This is a genomic window from Streptomyces sp. NPDC050619 (assembly GCF_040654815.1).
In the GTDB taxonomy this organism is placed as follows: Bacteria; Actinomycetota; Actinomycetes; order Streptomycetales; family Streptomycetaceae; genus Streptomyces.
On sequence record NZ_JBFAIR010000013.1, the window covers coordinates 83630 to 101236 of the forward strand.

The following is a 17607-nucleotide window of genomic DNA, read 5'->3' on the forward strand; positions in this document are numbered from 1 at the left end:
TCACGACCGCTTGGGCCGCGCCCGCACATGCATCCGCTCGCCCTGCGGCCCGAACAGGCTGAGGAACTCCACCGGCCCCTCCCCCGTCGACCCGAACCAGTGCGGCACCCGGGTGTCGAACTCGGCGGCCTCCCCCGCCGTGAGCACCACATCGTGCTCGCCCAGCACCAGCCGGAGCCGCCCGGACAGCACGTACAACCACTCGTACCCCTCGTGGGTCCGCAGTTCCGGTTCTTCCTGCCGCTGTGGTTCCAGCACCTTGAAGGCCTGGAGCCCGCCGGGCTGGCGGGTGAGCGGCCAGTGGGTGCGGCCGTGCCGGCAGATCGGCGCGGCCCGCACGCGCGGATCGCGCACCGCGGGGGTGCCCACCAGTTCGTCCAGCGCCACCTCGTGCGCCCGTGCGATCGGCAGCAGCAGTTCCAGGCTGGGCTTGCGCAGACCGGACTCCAGCCGGGAGAGCGTGCTCACCGAGATGCCGGTGGCCTCACAGAGCCCGGCCAGCGTCGCCCCCCGCTCCTTCCGGATCCGCCGCAGCCGCGGGCCCACCTCGGCGAGGACCTCGCCCATGTCGTCACTCATGACATCCATTGCAGTTTCGGCAAACACATTTGTCAATGCGGCAGCGGGAGAGCGACCGTCTCGGTGGAGGTGGTCACCCATGACCGAGAACCGCGAAGTGACCGAGAACTACGAAGTGGTCGTCGTCGGAGGCGGCGCGGCCGGACTGTCCGCCGCGCTGATCCTGGGCCGGGCCCGGCGCCACACGCTGGTCGTCGACGCGGGCGAGCCGCGCAACGCTCCCGCCGCGCACATGCAGGGCTATCTGTCCCGGGACGGCATGTCCCCGGCCGACTTCCTGGCGGTCGGCCGGGAGGAGATCGCGCGGTACGGCGTCGAGCTCGTCCGGGACCGGGCGGTGGACGTCAGACAGGGCTTCGCCGTGGACCTGGCCGGCGGGCGCACCGTGCACGCCCGACGCCTCGTGATCGCGACCGGTCTGAGAGACGAGCTGCCCCAGGTCGCGGGCCTCGCCGAGCGCTTCGGCCGGGACGTGCTGCACTGCCCGTACTGCCACGGCTGGGAGGTCCGCGACCAGGCGTTCGGCGTGCTCGCGACCACCCCGATGAGCGTGCACCAGGCGTTGATCGTGTCCCAGTGGTCGAAGGACGTGACCTTCTTCCTGCACACGGTCGCCGAGGAGGAACTGTCGGACGACGACCTGCGCAGGCTCGCCGCGGCCGGCGTCAAGGTCGTGCCCGGCGAGGTCTCCGAAGTGATCGCGGAGGACGACCGGCTCACCGGCATCCGCCTCGCGGACGGCGCCACGCACGAGCGCGAGGTGCTGTTCGTGGCGCCCCGGGCCGTTCCGCGGACCGATCTGCTCCAGCGGCTGGGAGCCGAGCTGCACGAGACCCCGTTCGGCGCGTATCCCGTGGTCGACCAGACGGGCCTGACCACCGTGCCCGGCGTGTGGGCCGCGGGCAACGCGATGGGCTTCGCGGAGCAGGTCGTGAACGCGGCGGCCGGCGGGTACCGGGCGGGCGCGACCATCAACGGGGAGCTCCTGATGACCGACCTCGACGCCGCCGTCCGGGTGTAGACCGCCCGCCTCCGGTGCACCATGGCTGCATGCTGCTGACCCGGCTGGCCCAGGTGTCCCAGGAGGTCGCCGCCACCTCCGCACGCTCCCGGAAGATCGCGCTCCTCGCCGAGCTGTTCCGGGACGCCGAGGCGGCGGACGTGCCGATCGTCATCCCGTACCTGGCGGGACGACTGCCGCAGGGGCGGCTCGGCGTCGGCTGGAAGGCGCTGAGCCGCCCGGCCGCCCCGGCCGCCGAGCCGACCCTGACCGTGCGCGAGGTGGACGTCCGGCTGAGCGAGCTGGGCAAGGTGGCGGGCGCCGGTTCCCAGGCCGAGCGGGCCCGGCTGGTCGGTGAGCTGATGGGCGCGGCCACGGCGGACGAGCAGCGGTTCCTGCTCGGGCTGATCAGCGGAGAGGTGCGGCAGGGCGCGCTGGACGCGGTCGCGATCGAGGGCCTCGCCCAGGCGACTGGGGCACCGCCGACGGACGTCCGGCGGGCGGTCATGCTCGCGGGCTCGCTCCAGACGGTGGCCGAGGCCCTGCTCTCGGAGGGCCCCGCCGCCCTGGACCGTTTCCGGCTCACCGTCGGCCGTCCGGTCCTGCCGATGCTGGCGCACAGCGCCTCCTCGGTCGCGGAGGCGGTCGAGAAGCTCGGCGCGTGCGCGGTCGAGGAGAAGCTGGACGGCATCCGCGTCCAGGTGCACCGCGACGGCGAAACGGTACGGCTCTACACCCGCACCCTGGACGACATCACCGGCCGCCTGCCCGAACTGACCTCGGCCGCCCTGGAGTTGAGGGGCGAGCGGTTCATCCTGGACGGCGAGGTCATCGCCTTCGACGCGGACGGACGGCCCCGCTCCTTCCAGGAGATCGCCGGCCGCGTCGGCTCCCGCGTCGACGTGGCGACGGCCGCCGGGACGGTCCCCGTCTCCCCCGTCTTCTTCGACGCGCTGTCCGTAGACGGCCACGACCTCCTCGACCTGCCGTTCGCCGAGCGGCACGCGCGACTGGCCCGGCTGGTGCCCGAGCCGATGCGGGTGCGGCGGACACCGGTGTCGGGGCCCGAGGACGTGCACGCGGCAGAGGAGTTCCTCGCCGAGACGCTCAAGCGGGGCCACGAGGGCGTCGTCGTGAAGTCCCTCGACGCCCCCTACAGCGCGGGCCGGCGCGGTGCGTCCTGGCTGAAGGTCAAGCCGGTCCACACGCTCGACCTGGTCGTGCTGGCCGTCGAGTGGGGTCACGGCCGCCGCACGGGCAAGCTCTCCAACCTGCACCTCGGCGCCCGCACGGCCGACGGCTCCTTCGCGATGCTCGGCAAGACCTTCAAGGGCATGACCGACGCGATGCTGACCTGGCAGACCGAGCGGCTCCAGGAGCTGGCCGTCGAGGACAACGGGTACGTGGTGACCGTACGCCCCGAACTCGTCGTCGAGATCGCCTACGACGGCCTGCAGAAGTCCACCCGCTACCCGGCCGGCGTCACCCTCCGCTTCGCCCGCGTGGTCCGCTACCGCGAGGACAAGCGACCGGAGGAGGCGGACACGGTCGAGACTCTGCTGGCCGCGCACCCGGAGGTGCGGCCGTGACGCAGGCTGCCAAGAAACGGAGCGCGGGCCTGTTGCTGTTCCGCCGCACCGAGCACGGCCCGGAGGTGCTGCTCGGCCACATGGGCGGCCCCTTCTTCGCGCGCCGCGACGCCGGGGCGTGGACCGTGCCGAAGGGCGAGTACGACCCCGAGGAGCCCGCCTGGGACGCGGCCCGCCGCGAGTTCCAGGAGGAGCTGGGGCTGGCTGTGCCCGACGGCGAGGCCGTACCGCTCGGCGAGGTCCGGCAGACAGGCGGCAAGATCGTCACGGCGTGGGCGATCGAGGCGGACCTCGACCCGGCCACGGTCAACCCGGGCACGTTCCGGATGGAGTGGCCGCCGAAGTCCGGCAAGACCCAGGAGTTTCCCGAGCTGGACCGCGTCGAGTGGTTCGGCCTCGACCGCGCGCGGGCCGTGATCGTCAAGGCGCAGGCCGCGTTTCTCGACCGCCTGGCGGAGCACTCGACCTGAGCAGATGCGTACGCGTTGCGGTCCCCACCGCCGCGCGGGAAGGTCGAAGCACAACCCGCTCCCAGGAGGTCGGTCATGCCCATCGCAACGGTGAACCCGGCGAACGGCGAGACGCTCAAGACGTACGAGGCCATGGGCGAGGAGGAGATCCGGCGCAGGCTCCAGCTCGCGGAGGCCACGTTCCGCACCTACCGCGCGACGACCTTCGCCGAACGCGCCCGCCTCCTGCACAGGGCCGCCGATCTCCTCGACGAGGACCAGCGGGACATCGCCCGGGTCATGACCACCGAGATGGGCAAGCCGATCAAGCAGGCCCGCGCCGAGGCCGCGAAGTGCGCCAAGGCGATGCGCTGGTACGCCGACCACGCCGAGGAACTGCTCGCCGACGAGGAGCCCGCCGCCGCCGACGTGAAGGACTCCGGCGCCTCCCGCGCCCTGATCCGCTACCGGCCGCTGGGCCCGGTGCTCGCGGTGATGCCGTGGAACTTCCCGCTGTGGCAGGTCGTCCGCTTCGCCGCGCCCGCGCTGATGGCGGGCAACGTGGGCCTGCTCAAGCACGCCTCGAACGTCCCGCAGACCGCCCTCTACCTGGAGGACCTCTTCCACCGCGCGGGCTTCTCCGAGGGCACCTTCCAGACCCTGCTCATCCACTCCGGCGCGGTCGACGACATCCTGCGCGACGAGCGCGTCAAGGCGGCCACCCTCACCGGCAGCGAGCCCGCGGGCCGGGCGGTGGCGTCCACCTCCGGGGAGATGGTCAAGAAGACGGTGCTGGAGCTGGGCGGCAGCGACCCGTACGTCGTGATGCCCTCCGCCGACCTCGACCGCGCCGCGCAGGTGGCGGTGACCGCGCGCGTGCAGAACACCGGACAGTCGTGCATCGCCGCCAAGCGGTTCATCGTGCACACGGACGTGTACGACGCCTTCGCCGAGCGATTCGTCCAGGGCATGAAGGCGTTGAAGACCGGCGATCCGCTGGAGGAGGACACGGAGGTCGGGCCGCTGTCGAGTGAGCGGGGACGGGCCGATCTGGAGGAGCTGGTCGACGACGCGAAGCGCGGTGGCGCGCGGGTGCTGTGCGGCGGGGAGCGGCCCGACGGGCCCGGCTGGTACTACCCGCCGACCGTCCTGACCGGCATCAGCCGCGAGATGCGCATCCACCGCGAGGAGGCCTTCGGGCCGGTCGCCACGCTGTACCGCGCCGGCGACCTGGACGAGGCCGTGCTGATCGCCAACGACTCGCCGTTCGGCCTGAGTTCCAACGTCTGGACGCGTGACGAGACCGAGGTCGACCGCTTCGTACGGGACCTGGAGGCCGGCAGCGTGTATGTCAACGGGATGACGGCGTCCCACCCGGCGTTCCCGTTCGGCGGGGTGAAGCGGTCCGGGTACGGGCGTGAGCTGTCCGGGCACGGAATCCGCGAGTTCTGCAACATCACCACCGTATGGCACGGAGCGTGAGTCTTCCGCGGCTACGATCCCCTTTGTGAACCGCGAAGTGACTCTGCCTCTGATCGTCGACGACCGCGGGACCTTGCAGGTGGCTGCCGCCGATGTGAGCAAATTGCTCCGCACGGTGGGGGGTCGGTGGCTGCACCTCGTGGAAGCCGGGGCGGACGGGCTCGACGAGGACACGGTGGCGGCGTTGACCATCGAGTTGGCCAAGCTCGCCGACCGTATTGATGTGGCGTGCATCGCTCACAGCAGCGGAGGGACCCCATAGAGGGTGACCCCATAGGGGGTGACCCCATAGGGGGTACAGACCGCGACGGATCCGCACCCCCACGGCGCTACCGGATCGGCATCCCCGACAAGGTCCGCGCGATCACCAACCGCTGGATCTCGCTCGTGCCTTCGAAGATCGTGTAGATCGCTGCGTCCCTGTGCATGCGCTCCACCGGGTACTCCCTGGTGTAACCGTTGCCGCCCAGGATCTGAATCGCCTGCGCGGTCACCTTCTTCGCCGTCTCACTCGCGAACAGTTTCGACATCGAGCCCTCGGCCGCCGTGAACTGCTTGCCGCTGACGGCCATCCAGGACGCCCGCCAGACCAGCAGACGAGCGGCGTCGATGGACGTACGCATGTCCGCGAGCTGGAAAGCGACACCCTGGTTGTCGATGATCGGCCGGCCGAACTGCTCGCGGGTCGTCGCGTAGTCGAGGGCGACCTCGTACGCGGCACGGGCCGTACCGACGGCCATCGCGCCAACGGCCGGCCGCGAAGCCTCGAACGTCGCCATCGCCGCGTTCTTCACGCGCTCTCTGCCCGCCTTGGCCTTCTCACGGGCCCGCGCCAGCCGCTCGTCCAGCTTCTCCTTGCCGCCGAGGAGGCAGGAGCCGGGCACCCGGACGTTGTCCAGGACGACCTCGGCGGTGTGCGAGGCGCGGATGCCGTGCTTCTTGAACTTCTGGCCCTGGGACAGGCCCGGCGTGCCCGGCGGGACGATGAAGGAGGCGTGGCCCTTGGAGCCCAGCTCCGGGTCGATCACGGCCACGACCACGTGGACGCCTGCGATACCGCCATTGGTCGCCCAGGTCTTCGTGCCGTTGAGCACCCACTCGTCCTTGGCCTCGTCGTACACGGCACGCGTCCGCATCGAGGCCACGTCGGAGCCGGCGTCCGGCTCGGAGGAGCAGAACGCGGCGACCTTGACATCGTTGGCATCGCCGTACATCTGGGGGATCCAGGTGCCGACCTGCTCCTCGGTGCCGTTGGCGAGGACGCCTACGGCGGCGAGGCCCGTGCCGACGATCGAGAGGGCGATGCCCGCGTCCCCCCAGAACAGCTCCTCCATGGCCATCGGGATGCCGAGGCCGGTGGGGTCGAAGTACTGCTGGGCGTAGAAGTCGAGGGAGTAGATGCCTACCTTGGCAGCCTCCTGGATAACCGGCCAGGGAGTCTCCTCACGCTCGTCCCATTCGGCGGCCGCGGGGCGGATCACATCGGCGGCGAAGCCGTGCAGCCAGTCCCGGACCTCCTTCTGTTCGTCGTTGAGCTCCATGGTGAACTCGGCCATGTCCCCTCCAGAGGCGACGCATACACATGTTACTTGCGGTAACTCGAGTCTGTTACCGGCGGGTAGGAAAAGTCAACTCCGGGCAACCGCTCGGCAGCCCGTTCGATGTCAGGCTGCTGTCAGGTGTTAGTTTGCGCAGGCATTACCGAATCAGCAGCACGGGTGGGGAGAGCACATGGACACCACGCAGCGGACCGATCAGCAACGGTCCGCCGACCGCCGCCGACGCGAGCTGCTGGAGGCCGCGGACAGAGTGGTGCTCCGCGACGGCCCACATGCCTCGATGAACGCGATCGCCGCGGAGGCGGGTATCACCAAGCCGATTCTGTACCGGCACTTCGGTGACAAGGGCGGACTTTACGCGGCATTGGCCAAGCGGCACACGGATGCCCTCCTGGATTCGCTGCGGGCCGCGCTGGACGCGCCCGCGGATCGGCGGAAGCGGGTCGAGGCGACGCTGGACACGTACCTCGCGGCGATCGAGGCGCGGCCTCAGGTGTACCGGTTCCTGATGCATCCCGCCGAGGGCGGGCAGACCGCGGACCAGGGTTTCGACGTCGGCAAGCACAGCGTTCCGCTGTTGCGGCGGATGGGTGAGGAACTGGCCCAGGTCATTGAGGATCGGCTGGATCTGGGGCCCGGGAGCCAGCAGTTGGCTCGGGTGTGGGGGCATGGGATTGTCGGGATGATGCATGCGGCCGGGGACTGGTGGTTGGGGGAACGGCCGTGTTCTCGGGCGGAGTTGGTGCGGAGTTTGGCCGATCTTTTGTGGGGGCGGCTTGCTGCTGCGGGGGACAAGGTGGGGGGGCCTGGGTTTTGACGGTCGTATTTCGTCTGCGGGCTCGGTGGGGGCTGGTCGCGCAGTTCCCCGCGCCCCTGAAGTAGGACCGCTCACCGGTGCCATGAAGCTCGGCCTACCTGTCTCATCAGGCGTCTGTGGCGCCAGCCCTTCAGGTGGTCCGCGTAGACCCGGCCCTCCACGTGGTCGTACTCGTGTTGTAGGCATCTGGCGAAGAAGCCCGTGCCGTGGACCGTGATCGGATCGCCCGTCGTCGTGAAGCCCTCGACCACCGCGTGGTCGTGGCGTTCGGTTCCCGCTTCCAGGCCCGGTAGGGACAGACAGCCCTCCGGGCCGCGCAGCACCACACCGTCGGTCTCCACCAGGCGCGGGTTCACCACGTGGCCCACGTGGCGGACCTCCTCGTCGTCCGGGCAGTCGTAGACGAAGACCCGTAGCGGCTCGCCGATCTGGTTCGCGGCGAGGCCGACGCCCCGTGCGGCGTACATGGTCGCGAACAAGTCCTCGACCAGTCGGCTCAGTTCGGGGCCGAAGTCGGTGACCTCCTCGCAGGGGGCGTGGAGCAGCGGGTCACCGAGCAGGGTGAGGGGCCGGACGCGCCCGTGGGCGCCCGGGATCGGGCCGTGTCGCATGGCGGCAAGGGTACGGTCCTTCCTGTCACGCGAAGGTCGTGCGGGCGCCGCGATTCGGGAGTGCGAATGGATCTCGATAGGCTGAGGTCCCACACCACGTTGCCGGAGGCAGAGGGCGCGGCGCGTACGCAGGGAGGATCGAGAACTGATGGCAGGCAACTCGGACCCGCTTTCGCCGCGGGCCAAGCTGGCCGTGACCGCGGGCAAGGCGGTCGCGGCGGCATCGCGTGCCGCGGGGCGCGGGAGCGGTTCGGTGATCGGCGGCCGGGTGGCACTCAAACTGGACCCCGACCTCCTCGCACGGCTCGCCCAGAACCTGGACGTCATCCTGGTGTCGGCGACCAACGGCAAGACCACCACCACCCGGCTGATCGCCGAGGCGCTGCGCGCCGCGGGGCCGGTCGTGTCCAACGCGCTCGGCGCCAACATGCCGGCCGGCATCACCTCGGCTCTCGCGGGCCGCTCGGAGGCGAAGTACGGCGTCATCGAGGTGGACGAGAAGTACCTCGCCGGGGTCGCCCGGGACACCGACCCGAAGTGCATCGCCCTGCTCAACCTCTCCCGCGACCAGCTCGACCGCGCCGCCGAGACCCGGATGCTCGCGGAGAACTGGCGGGAGGGGCTCGCGGGTTCCAAGGCGGTCGTCGTGGCCAACGCGGACGACCCGCTCGTGGTGTGGGCCGCCTCCTCCTCCCCCAATGTGATCTGGGTCGCCGCCGGGCAGATGTGGAAGGACGACGCCTGGTCCTGCCCGTCCTGCGGTGGTGTGATGCGGCGTCCGGGCGACGACTGGTTCTGCGGCGACTGCGGTTTCCGCCGGCCCACACCGAGCTGGGCGCTCTCCGGTGATCATGTTCTCGACCCGCACGGTTCCGCCTGGCAGATCCACCTCCAGCTGCCCGGCCGCGCCAACAAGGCCAACGCCGCCTCCTCGGCCGCCGTCGCCGCCGTCTTCGGTGTGCCGCCGCAGGTCGCCCTGGAACGCATGTACCAGGTGCAGGCGGTGGCCGGGCGCTATGACGTGGTGCAGTTCATGGAGCGTGATCTGCGCCTGCTGCTCGCCAAGAACCCGGCCGGCTGGCTCGAAACGTTCAGCCTGATCGATCCGCCGCCGACCCCGGTGATCCTCTCGGTGAACGCGCGCGGCGCCGACGGCACCGACACCTCCTGGCTGTGGGACGTCGACTACACGCGTCTGAGCGGCCACCCGATCTGCGTCGTCGGCGACCGCAAGCTCGACCTCGCGGTGCGCCTGGAGGTCGCGAACCAGCACTTCCAGGTGTGCGAGAACCTCGACCAGGCGGTACAGATGAGTCCGCCGGGCCGGATCGAGGTCATCGCCAACTACACCGCCTTCCAGGACCTGCGCCGCCGCGTCGGCAACTGACACATTCAGGGGACTTTTGTGAGCGACAACAGCCTGCGGGTCGTCTGGATCTATCCCGACCTGCTCAGCACGTACGGCGACCAGGGCAACGTCCTGGTCGTGGAGCGCCGAGCCCGGCAGCGCCGCCTCGACGTGGCCCGGCTCGACGTGCGCAGCGACCAGCCGATTCCTACCTCCGGCGACATCTACCTGATCGGCGGCGGCGAGGACCGGCCGCAGCGGCTCGCGGCCGAGCGGCTGCGGCGGGACGGCGGTCTGCACCGGGCCGTGGAGAACGGCGCGATCGTCTTCTCGGTGTGCGCCGGCTACCAGATCCTCGGCCACGAGTTCGTCAACGACCTCGGCCAGCGCGAGCCCGGCCTCGGCCTGCTCGACGTGGTCTCGGTGCGCGGCGAGGGCGAGCGGTGCGTCGGTGACGTGCTGGGCGACATCGACCCGCGCCTGGGTCTGCCCCCGCTGACCGGCTTCGAGAACCACCAGGGCGTCACCCACCTCGGTCCCACCGCCCGCCCCTTCGCCCAGGTCCGCCTCGGCAACGGCAACGGCACGGGGGACGGTACGGAGGGGGCGTACAACGACACGGTCTTCGGCACGTACATGCACGGCCCGGTGCTGGCCCGCAACCCGCTGATCGCCGACCTGCTGCTGAAGCTGGCGCTCGACGTGAACGCGCTGCCGCCGACCGACGACCGCTGGTACGAGGCACTCCGCAACGAGCGCATCGCTTCCGCGCAGCAGCCCGCGTGATCACAGTTGCGCAGCAGCCTGCGTACAGCCTCTCGGCCACGAGCGCGTTCCCCGGTGTTCAAGGGAATTAAAGGGGCCCGCCAGTGCCGTCCGGCATGGTCTTCACAGGGCCCGCCTGACACCTCGTCCGCTCAATTGTGCGGCCGCGTCCACCAGGCGGACGCCTGCTGGGGAGCCACCCCCATACGCCGATAAGGTGGCCGGAATCCACCCGGACAACACGGTCCGGGCCCCGGCCCACGTTGAGAAGGTATTCGGGCTATGCGCATTGGTGTCCTCACGTCCGGCGGCGACTGCCCCGGCCTGAACGCCGTCATCCGGTCCGTCGTGCATCGTGCCGTCGCCGACCACGGCGATGAGGTCATCGGTTTCCGGGACGGCTGGAAAGGCCTCCTGGAGTGCGACTACCTCAAGCTCGACCTCGACGCGGTGAGCGGCATCCTGGCGCGCGGCGGCACGATCCTCGGCTCCTCCCGGGTCCAGCCCTCGCACCTGCGGGACGGTGTGGAGCGCGCCCGGGGCCACGTCGCGGAGCTCGGTCTCGACGCGATCATCCCGATCGGCGGCGAGGGCACGCTCAAGGCGGCCCGGCTGATGTCGGACGCCGGGCTGCCCATCGTGGGCGTCCCGAAGACCATCGACAACGACATCGCGGTCACCGACGTCACCTTCGGCTTCGACACGGCCGTGGGTGTCGCGACGGAGGCCCTGGACCGGCTCAAGACCACCGCCGAGTCCCACCAGCGCGTGCTGGTCGTGGAGGTCATGGGCCGCCACACCGGCTGGATAGCGTTGCACTCCGGGATGGCGGCGGGCGCCCACGCCATCGTCGTACCGGAACGGCCCTTCGACATCGAGGAGTTGGCCGCGAAGGTCGGCGAGCGGTTCGAGGCGGGGAAGCGGTTCGCGATCGTCGTCGCGGCGGAGGGGGCTAAGCCCAGGCCCGGCACGATGGCCTTCGACGAGGGTGCCAAGGACGTCTACGGTCACGAGCGCTTCGCGGGGATCGCGCGGCAGCTGTCGATCGAGCTGGAGCAGCGGCTGGGGAAGGAAGCCCGGCCGGTGATCCTCGGGCATGTGCAGCGGGGTGGGACGCCTACGGCGTACGACCGTGTGCTGGCGACTCGGTTCGGGTGGCATGCGGTGGAGGCTGTGCATCGGGGGGAGTTCGGGGAGATGACGGCTCTTCGGGGGACCGACATCGTGATGGTGCCGCTGGCGGAGGCTGTGGAGACGTTGAAGACGGTTCCCGCGGAGCGGTACGCCGAGGCGGAGTGCGTGTTGTGACGTGCCGGTGAGAGCTCGGTTCGTTCGGTAGCCCCCGGTGACGATCGTCGCCGGGGGCAGTTCTAATCTGGGGCGGACAGACTCGTACAACCCCCATGAATCAGGAGCCGTTGGATGGATCACAGCGGGCACGGCATGACCATGGATCTGCCGCCGTTCACGCTGGGACGGGGACTTCAGTGGTCGGCTGATCCGTTCTTCCTCGTCGCCTGTCTGCTGGGGTTGGCCCTGTACGGGTGGGGTGTCGTGCGGTTGCGGCGGCGCGGGGACGCGTGGCCGGTGGGGCGGACGATCGCGTACGTCCTGGGCGTGCTGAGCGTCGGCCTCGTGATGTGCACCAAGCTGAACGACTACGGCATGGTCATGTTCAGCGTGCACATGGTGCAGCACATGGTGATCAGCATGCTGTCGCCGATCCTGCTCCTGCTCGGCGCCCCGATCACGCTGGCGTTGCGGGCGCTGCCGGCGGCGGGACGCGGTCGCCGCAAGGGGCCGCGGGAGTTCCTGCTGATGTTCCTGCACAGCCGGTACATGCGGATCATCACGCACCCCGCCTTCACCATCCCGCTGTTCATCGCGAGCCTTTACGCGCTGTACTTCACACCGATCTTCGACTTCCTGATGGGGTCCAAGACGGGGCACATCGCGATGATGGTGCACTTCCTCGCCGTCGGTGTGGTCTTCTTCTGGCCGATCATGGGGGTGGACCCGGGGCCCAGCCGCCCCGGCTATCTGATGCGGATGCTGGAGCTGTTCGCCGGCATGCCCTTCCACGCCTTCTTCGGCATCGCGCTCATGATGGCGTCCGAGCCCATGGTCGAGACGTTCAAGAACCCGCCCGCCTCGCTCGGTATCGACGCGCTCTCGGACCAGAACGCGGCCGGCGGCATCGCCTGGGCGTTCAGCGAGATTCCGTCCGTGCTGGTGCTGATCGCGCTGCTCTTCCAGTGGTACAGCTCCGAGCAGCGGCAGTCCAAGCGCGAGGACCGGGCCGCCGACCGGGACGGCGACAAGGAACTCGAGGCATACAACGCCTACTTGGCCTCATTGAACGCACGCGGGCGTTGACGGGCTTCTTCGACACTTCGCGCGAAGTGGCGGGGATACGAGCGTTCCTCGAGGGTGGGCGGGGGCGCGGACACTTCCGGGGGGTCGACCGCTCCCCCGGTGTCCACGCCCGACGAGTCGACGACGACACCGCCGCCGTCGAGCCCGCCGCCCGACCCCGACCCACCACCGGAGGTGAGCAGCTCGCCACCGGCCGGTGACCCGGTCACGACCGCCCCGGCGAGCAGGGGACCCGCCACCAGTGGGCCCGGTCGTCGCCGGCCGGTGTGTGCTGCTGAACCGGCTCGGCAGTGGCGGTATGGGCCATGGGTGGCTCGCCCACGACGAGAGACTCGCCCGCGAGGTCGCGCTCAAGGAGATCGTGTTCCGCGACCCCGCCGAGGCCGGTCACGAGCGGGAGGCCCGGCGCGCGGCCGGGCTGCGCGGCCATCCGCATGTGGTGACCGTGCACGACGTGCTGGAGCACGAGGGGCTGCCCTGGATCGTCATGGAGTACGTGACGGACGCCGTGGACCTGCGGGCCCCTCGCCCGGGCCGAGTGCGCTCGCGTGGGGGGCGCCGTACTCGACGCGCTGACCGCCGGGCACGAGCGGGGTGTCCTGCACCGGGACGTGAAACCGGCGAACATCCCTGCTCGCGCCGGACCGCACCGGGTCGCCGTACGGACGCGTCCTGCTCACCGACTACGGTATCTCCGTGCAGCGGGGCGCCCAGCCCGGCCGCCGACCTGTTTCTCGCTGGGCTGCACGCTCTACTACGCCGTCGAGGGCCTGGACCCCTTCGAGCGGGAGTCCCACCTCGCCGAGATCACCGCGGTGGTCGTGGAGGAGCCGCGGTCGGTCGTGCGGGCCGGGCGCTGAGGGCCGTACTGCGGGCGCTGCTCGCGAAGGATCCCGGACAGCGGCTGACCGCTCAGGAGGCGGAGGCGGCGCTGTCGCGGATCGTCACATCGCAGGCCGAGACCTATGCCCGAACCCTGACCGACCTCGGGTCGCAGCCACCGTGGGCGGGGGGCACCCGCACCACCTGCGGCTCCCCAAGGATTCGAGCCGCCCGCGAGTCCGGGGGGGTGGCGTCGAGGCGAACTCGGGGCACGCGGGCTACGGGACGCCTGCGGGGCGGGAGGGCTACAGGGCGGCTGCGGGACCGGAAGGCTACGGGAGAGCTGGGGGCCGGAAGGTCACGGCAGGGCCGCCGGGCCGGAAGGCCACGGCACACCCGCACGACCCCAGGGCATAGGCCCGTCGCCAGCGCCACAAGGCATAGGCCCGCAGCAGAGCCGCACGGCTCAGGTCCCGCGGTGGCGCACCCCACCGCTGAGGTCCCCCGGCAACACCTGGCTCAAGCCCGCCGAGGGTGCCCCGGCTGGCGCTGGACCCCTGGACCCCACCTGCCGGGACCAGGCGCCGGACGGGCAGGTGGCGGCCGACTCGGTGGACGAGGTGCGGCGAATGGGGCCGGTTCGCTGCGAGGAGCGGACGCGGGAGGTCCGGGAGAAGCTCGGCGACGTGCGCAGCCAGCCCTGGTGCCGGCCTCGGACGGTTTCGAGGCCGCCGGGCGGCGCACCGCCTGTCTGGTGCTGGGCGGGCACCGCGAGCCGGGGTCGGCCTTCGCGGACACGGCGACCATGCAGCGGCGGGACCGTCTGGACGTCCGGTCGAACCGGGAGGCCCGGCTGGGCGCCGACGTCACGCTCGCCGAGGCGCGCACCGAGTCCGACGTGGCGTGCGGGCGTAGGTGCCGCCGGGCCACTACGGCTTCGACCCGTCGGTGTACACGGCAGGCCCCTGGACAAGCGCGGGCCCCTGGAAGAACGGCACACATTTCGTCGTATGCACCGTTCGGACGCGGAACAGGGGCACCATGGAGGGGAACGAACCATGAGGAGGGTGTTGCGATGCCCGGTTCTACGGACGGCTCGACCAAGACGATGGGGGTGCTCACCGTCGGCGGACTCGTCACGGTGACCGCCTACACGGTGGCGCTCGGCAGCAACGGCTGGCTGTGGTTCGGCTGGGTCGTGCTCGGGCTGATCACCCTCGGGATGGTGGCCAGCCGCAGTACATGACGGGTACTGCCACCTGATCCTCAGCCGCCGGTGAGCCGGCTCGCCGAGTGCACCCCCGGCTGGTACTTCGGCAGCCGGGCGGTGATCTTCATGCCCGCGCCGACGGCGGTCTCGATGACCAGGCCGTAGTCGTCTCCGTAGACCTGGCGGAGCCGGTCGTCGACGTTGGACAGTCCGATCCCGCCCGAAGGGCTGACCTCGCCCGCGAGGATGCGGCGCAGCAGGACGGGGTCCATTCCGGCGCCGTCGTCCTCGATGACGACCAGGGCCTCGGCGCCGGTGTCCTGCGCGGTGATGCTGATGTGGCTCTTGCCGGCCGGCGCCGCCTTGCCCTCCAGCCCGTGCTTGACCGCGTTCTCGACGAGCGGCTGGAGGCAGAGGAACGGCAGCGCGACCGGCAGTACCTCGGGGGCGATCTGGAGCGTGACGGAGAGGCGGTCGCCGAAGCGTGCCCGCACGAGTGCCAAGTAGTGGTCGATGGCGTGGAGTTCGTCGGCGAGGGTGGTGAAGTCGCCGTGCCTGCGGAAGGAGTAGCGGGTGAAGTCGGCGAATTCCAGAAGCAGTTCGCGGGCGCGCTCGGGGTCGGTGCGCACGAAAGAGGCGATCACCGCGAGCGAGTTGAAGATGAAGTGCGGGGATATCTGGGCGCGCAGGGCCTTGATCTCGGCCTCGATCAGGCGGGTGCGGGACTGATCGAGGTCGGCCAGCTCCAACTGCACCGAGACCCAGCGGGCGACCTCCCCGGCGGCCCGGACCAGGACGGCGGACTCGCGGGGCGCGCAGGCGACCAGGGTGCCGTGGACGCGGTCGTCGACGGTGAGCGGGGCGACGACCGCCCAGCGCACCGGGCAGTCGGGCTCGTCGCACTTGAGCCGGAACGCCTCGCCCCGGCCGGTCTCCAGCGGTCCGGCGAGGAGTTCCATGATCTCGGCGCGGTGATGGTCGCCCACGCCGTCCCAGACCAGGACCTCCTGCTGGTCGGTCAGGCACAGGGCGTCCGTGCCGAGCAGTGTGCGCAGTCTGCGGGCCGACTTGCGGGCGGTCTCCTCCGTCAGGCCCGCCCGCAGCGGGGGCGCGGCGAGGGAGGCGGTGTGCAGGGTCTGGAAGGTGGCGTGTTCGACCGGCGTGCCGAGCCCGCCGAGGTTCTGGGGACGCGCGGTGCGCCGGCCGAGCCAGAACCCGGCGGCCAGGAGGGGGAGGATCGCCACGCACAACCCGGCGACGAATCCGCTCATGCCTTCACCTCCTCGCGCAGTTCCTCCCGCAGTTCCTCCGGCAGATGGAAGCGCGCCAGGATCGCCGCCGTCCCCGCCGGGACCCGGCCCGCGGTGGCCAGGGACACCAGCACCATGGTGAGGAAGCCCAGCGGCACCGACCAGAGCGCGGGCCAGGCGAGCAGGGCGTGCAGCGGGCCCGTGCTCGGGACGTCCGCCATGGTCACCGCCACGGCCACGAACGCGGAGCCGCCGCCCACCAGCATGCCCGTGGCCGCGCCCGGCGGGGTCAGCCGCCGCCACCAGATGCCGAGGACGAGCAGCGGGCAGAAGGAGGAGGCCGACACGGCGAAGGCGAGCCCCACCGCGTCGGCCACGGGCAGCCCGCCCACCAGCACGCTCGCCGCCAGCGGTACGGCCATGGCGAGCACGGTGCCGAGCCGGAAGTGCCGTACGCCACGTGTCGGCAGGACGTCCTGGGTCAGCACGCCAGCCACCGCCATGGTGAGCCCCGAGGCCGTGGACAGGAACGCGGCGAAGGCCCCGCCCGCCACCAGCGCGCCGAGCAGGTCGCCGCCGAGGCCGCCGATCACGCGCTCGGGCAGCAGCAGGACGGCGGCGTCCGCGTCGCCGGTGAGGGTGAGTTCGGGGGCGTAGAGCCTGCCGAGGGCGCCGTACACGGGCGGCAGCAGGTAGAAGCCGCCGATCAGGGCGAGCACGGCGACCGTGGTGCGGCGGGCGGCGACGCCGTGCGGGCTGGAGTAGAAGCGGACGACGACGTGGGGCAGGCCCATGGTGCCGAGGAAGGTGGCGAGGATCAGCCCGTACGTGGCGTACAGGGGGCGTTCCTCGCGGCTCGCGGTCGGGGAGGTCGACATGCCGCCGTTGCTGTCGCGGTCGGCGGCCGGGACGGGTGTGTCCTTGTCGAAGGTCAGCCGGGTGCCCTGCTCGATGCGGTGGGTGCCCGCCGAGAGCCGGAAGCGTTGGTCGTCGTGCGGGCGGCCGTCTACCGTGCCGCTCACCGTGACGGTCAGCGGCCGGTCCAGCTCCAGGTCGAGACTCTCGTCGACGGTGACGGCCCGCTGCTCGCGGAAGGTGGACGGTTCCTCGAAGGCGTGGCGGGGGGCGCCGTCGCTCTGCCAGGCGAGGACCAGGAAGAGGGCGGGGACGAGCAGTGCGGTGAGCTTGAGCCAGTACTGGAAGGCCTGCACGAAGGTGATGCTGCGCATGCCGCCGGCGGCGACGGTGGCGACCACGACCACCGAGACGATCACTCCGCCGAGCCACGCGGGCGCCCCCGTCAGCACGGTCAGCGTCAGCCCGGCGCCCTGGAGTTGGGGCAGCAGGTAGAGCCAGCCGACGCCGACGACGAAGGCGCCCGCCAGTCGCCGTACCGCCTGGGAGCCGAGCCGGGCCTCGGCGAAGTCGGGCAGCGTGTAGGCGCCGGAGCGGCGCAGCGGGGCGGCCACGAACAGGAGCAGGACGAGATAGCCGGCGGTGTAGCCGACCGGGTACCAGAGCATGTCCGGGCCCTGGACGAGGACCAGGCCGGCGATGCCGAGGAAGGAGGCGGCGGAGAGGTACTCGCCGCTGATGGCGGCCGCGTTGAGGCGGGGGCCGACGGTGCGGGAGGCGACGTAGAAGTCGGAGGTGGTGCGGGAGATGCGCAGGCCGAAGGCGCCGACGAGGACGGTCGCGACGACGACCAGGGCGACGGCGGGAACGGCGTAGCTGGAGTTCATCGGTCCCC

At 71.1% G+C, this 17607-nt stretch carries 19 protein-coding genes; 12 read left to right on the forward strand and 7 right to left on the reverse strand.

From position 1 onward, the window contains the following. On the reverse strand, nt 1-579 hold the full coding sequence (locus AB0I77_RS22055; RefSeq protein ID WP_363284351.1) for an XRE family transcriptional regulator: 579 nt from the start codon (nt 577-579) through the stop codon (nt 1-3). A gap of 79 nt (nt 580-658) precedes the next feature. On the opposite strand from AB0I77_RS22055, the gene AB0I77_RS22060 reads away from it, so the two are divergent. The 5 genes from AB0I77_RS22060 (at nt 659) to AB0I77_RS22080 (ending at nt 5361) form a co-directional block, all read left to right on the forward strand. Further along, nucleotides 659-1600: an NAD(P)/FAD-dependent oxidoreductase gene (locus AB0I77_RS22060; protein WP_363284352.1), complete on the forward strand. Its 942-nt coding sequence runs from the start codon at nt 659-661 to the stop codon at nt 1598-1600. 29 nt (nt 1601-1629) lie between these two features. Then, nucleotides 1630-3168, forward strand: a complete 1539-nt coding sequence (locus AB0I77_RS22065) for an ATP-dependent DNA ligase (protein ID WP_363284353.1) — start codon at nt 1630-1632, stop codon at nt 3166-3168. Continuing rightward, entirely contained in the window at nt 3165-3638 is a 474-nt protein-coding gene (locus tag AB0I77_RS22070; RefSeq protein WP_363284354.1) for an NUDIX domain-containing protein, read from the forward strand. Before AB0I77_RS22065 ends, AB0I77_RS22070 begins: the two co-directional genes overlap by 4 nt. A 75-nt stretch (nt 3639-3713) precedes the next feature. After that, nucleotides 3714-5099, forward strand: coding sequence for an NADP-dependent succinic semialdehyde dehydrogenase (locus AB0I77_RS22075; RefSeq protein WP_363284355.1), 1386 nt, complete (start codon nt 3714-3716; stop codon nt 5097-5099). 25 nt (nt 5100-5124) lie between these two features. Next, entirely contained in the window at nt 5125-5361 is a 237-nt protein-coding gene (locus AB0I77_RS22080; RefSeq protein ID WP_363284356.1) for a DUF6213 family protein, read from the forward strand. A gap of 67 nt (nt 5362-5428) precedes the next feature. Here the strand turns inward: AB0I77_RS22080 and AB0I77_RS22085 are convergent, their stop codons facing one another. Beyond that, a complete protein-coding gene (locus tag AB0I77_RS22085) occupies nt 5429-6655 on the reverse strand; it encodes an acyl-CoA dehydrogenase family protein (protein WP_363284357.1) in 1227 nt (408 codons plus the stop codon). A gap of 175 nt (nt 6656-6830) precedes the next feature. On the opposite strand from AB0I77_RS22085, the gene AB0I77_RS22090 reads away from it, so the two are divergent. Continuing rightward, nucleotides 6831-7475, forward strand: coding sequence for a TetR family transcriptional regulator (locus tag AB0I77_RS22090; protein WP_363284358.1), 645 nt, complete (start codon nt 6831-6833; stop codon nt 7473-7475). A gap of 71 nt (nt 7476-7546) precedes the next feature. Here the strand turns inward: AB0I77_RS22090 and def are convergent, their stop codons facing one another. Further along, nucleotides 7547-8086: a peptide deformylase gene (gene def / locus AB0I77_RS22095; protein WP_363284359.1), complete on the reverse strand. Its 540-nt coding sequence runs from the start codon at nt 8084-8086 to the stop codon at nt 7547-7549. 148 nt (nt 8087-8234) lie between these two features. On the opposite strand from def, the gene AB0I77_RS22100 reads away from it, so the two are divergent. The 4 genes from AB0I77_RS22100 to AB0I77_RS22115 all read left to right on the forward strand — a co-directional run bounded on the left by AB0I77_RS22100 (nt 8235) and on the right by AB0I77_RS22115 (nt 12575). Next, nucleotides 8235-9473 (forward strand): MurT ligase domain-containing protein, encoded by a 1239-nt coding sequence (locus AB0I77_RS22100; protein ID WP_363284360.1) that lies wholly within the window; start codon nt 8235-8237, stop codon nt 9471-9473. 18 nt (nt 9474-9491) lie between these two features. Continuing rightward, nucleotides 9492-10220 (forward strand): glutamine amidotransferase, encoded by a 729-nt coding sequence (locus AB0I77_RS22105; protein ID WP_363284361.1) that lies wholly within the window; start codon nt 9492-9494, stop codon nt 10218-10220. A gap of 261 nt (nt 10221-10481) precedes the next feature. After that, on the forward strand, nt 10482-11507 hold the full coding sequence (locus tag AB0I77_RS22110) for a 6-phosphofructokinase (RefSeq protein WP_363284362.1): 1026 nt from the start codon (nt 10482-10484) through the stop codon (nt 11505-11507). 114 nt (nt 11508-11621) lie between these two features. Then, nucleotides 11622-12575: a cytochrome c oxidase assembly protein gene (locus AB0I77_RS22115; RefSeq protein WP_363284363.1), complete on the forward strand. Its 954-nt coding sequence runs from the start codon at nt 11622-11624 to the stop codon at nt 12573-12575. Here AB0I77_RS22115 and AB0I77_RS22120 read toward each other — a convergent pair. Together AB0I77_RS22120 and AB0I77_RS22125 are read right to left on the reverse strand one after the other, a co-directional pair. Next, nucleotides 12542-12784 carry a hypothetical protein gene (locus AB0I77_RS22120; protein WP_363284364.1) on the reverse strand — a complete coding sequence of 81 codons (243 nt, stop codon included), beginning with the start codon at nt 12782-12784 and terminating at the stop codon, nt 12542-12544. The genes AB0I77_RS22115 and AB0I77_RS22120 overlap by 34 nt on opposite strands. Next, a complete protein-coding gene (locus AB0I77_RS22125; RefSeq protein WP_363284365.1) occupies nt 12781-13041 on the reverse strand; it encodes a hypothetical protein in 261 nt (86 codons plus the stop codon). The genes AB0I77_RS22120 and AB0I77_RS22125 overlap by 4 nt, the downstream gene beginning before the upstream one ends. Nucleotides 13042-13123: 82 nt before the next feature. On the opposite strand from AB0I77_RS22125, the gene AB0I77_RS22130 reads away from it, so the two are divergent. Together AB0I77_RS22130 and AB0I77_RS22135 are read left to right on the forward strand one after the other, a co-directional pair. Continuing rightward, nucleotides 13124-13435 carry a hypothetical protein gene (locus tag AB0I77_RS22130; RefSeq protein WP_363284366.1) on the forward strand — a complete coding sequence of 104 codons (312 nt, stop codon included), beginning with the start codon at nt 13124-13126 and terminating at the stop codon, nt 13433-13435. 1037 nt (nt 13436-14472) lie between these two features. Continuing rightward, nucleotides 14473-14643: a hypothetical protein gene (locus tag AB0I77_RS22135; protein ID WP_363284367.1), complete on the forward strand. Its 171-nt coding sequence runs from the start codon at nt 14473-14475 to the stop codon at nt 14641-14643. A 20-nt stretch (nt 14644-14663) separates the two neighbouring features. On the opposite strand, the gene AB0I77_RS22140 is transcribed toward AB0I77_RS22135, so the two are convergent. Beyond that, nucleotides 14664-15878: a histidine kinase gene (locus AB0I77_RS22140; RefSeq protein WP_363284368.1), complete on the reverse strand. Its 1215-nt coding sequence runs from the start codon at nt 15876-15878 to the stop codon at nt 14664-14666. Beyond that, nucleotides 15875-17599 (reverse strand): cation acetate symporter, encoded by a 1725-nt coding sequence (locus AB0I77_RS22145; protein WP_363284369.1) that lies wholly within the window; start codon nt 17597-17599, stop codon nt 15875-15877. Before AB0I77_RS22145 ends, AB0I77_RS22140 begins: the two co-directional genes overlap by 4 nt. Nucleotides 17600-17607: the final 8 nt, after the last annotated feature.

Excerpts from the sequence above, each read along its gene's own strand:
- AB0I77_RS22135 (WP_363284367.1), top strand. The coding sequence starts at position 14,473 with ATGCCCGGTTCTACGGACGGCTCGACCAAGACGATGGGGGTGCTCACC.
- AB0I77_RS22110 (WP_363284362.1), top strand. The coding sequence starts at position 10,482 with ATGCGCATTGGTGTCCTCACGTCCGGCGGCGACTGCCCCGGCCTGAAC.
- AB0I77_RS22085 (WP_363284357.1), bottom strand. The coding sequence starts at position 6,655 with ATGGCCGAGTTCACCATGGAGCTCAACGACGAACAGAAGGAGGTCCGG.
- AB0I77_RS22055 (WP_363284351.1), bottom strand. The coding sequence starts at position 579 with ATGAGTGACGACATGGGCGAGGTCCTCGCCGAGGTGGGCCCGCGGCTG.
- AB0I77_RS22060 (WP_363284352.1), top strand. The coding sequence starts at position 659 with ATGACCGAGAACCGCGAAGTGACCGAGAACTACGAAGTGGTCGTCGTC.
- AB0I77_RS22065 (WP_363284353.1), top strand. The coding sequence starts at position 1,630 with ATGCTGCTGACCCGGCTGGCCCAGGTGTCCCAGGAGGTCGCCGCCACC.
- AB0I77_RS22075 (WP_363284355.1), top strand. The coding sequence starts at position 3,714 with ATGCCCATCGCAACGGTGAACCCGGCGAACGGCGAGACGCTCAAGACG.
- AB0I77_RS22115 (WP_363284363.1), top strand. The coding sequence starts at position 11,622 with ATGGATCACAGCGGGCACGGCATGACCATGGATCTGCCGCCGTTCACG.
- AB0I77_RS22145 (WP_363284369.1), bottom strand. The coding sequence starts at position 17,599 with ATGAACTCCAGCTACGCCGTTCCCGCCGTCGCCCTGGTCGTCGTCGCG.
- AB0I77_RS22140 (WP_363284368.1), bottom strand. The coding sequence starts at position 15,878 with ATGAGCGGATTCGTCGCCGGGTTGTGCGTGGCGATCCTCCCCCTCCTG.
- AB0I77_RS22090 (WP_363284358.1), top strand. The coding sequence starts at position 6,831 with ATGGACACCACGCAGCGGACCGATCAGCAACGGTCCGCCGACCGCCGC.
- AB0I77_RS22100 (WP_363284360.1), top strand. The coding sequence starts at position 8,235 with ATGGCAGGCAACTCGGACCCGCTTTCGCCGCGGGCCAAGCTGGCCGTG.
- def (WP_363284359.1), bottom strand. The coding sequence starts at position 8,086 with ATGCGACACGGCCCGATCCCGGGCGCCCACGGGCGCGTCCGGCCCCTC.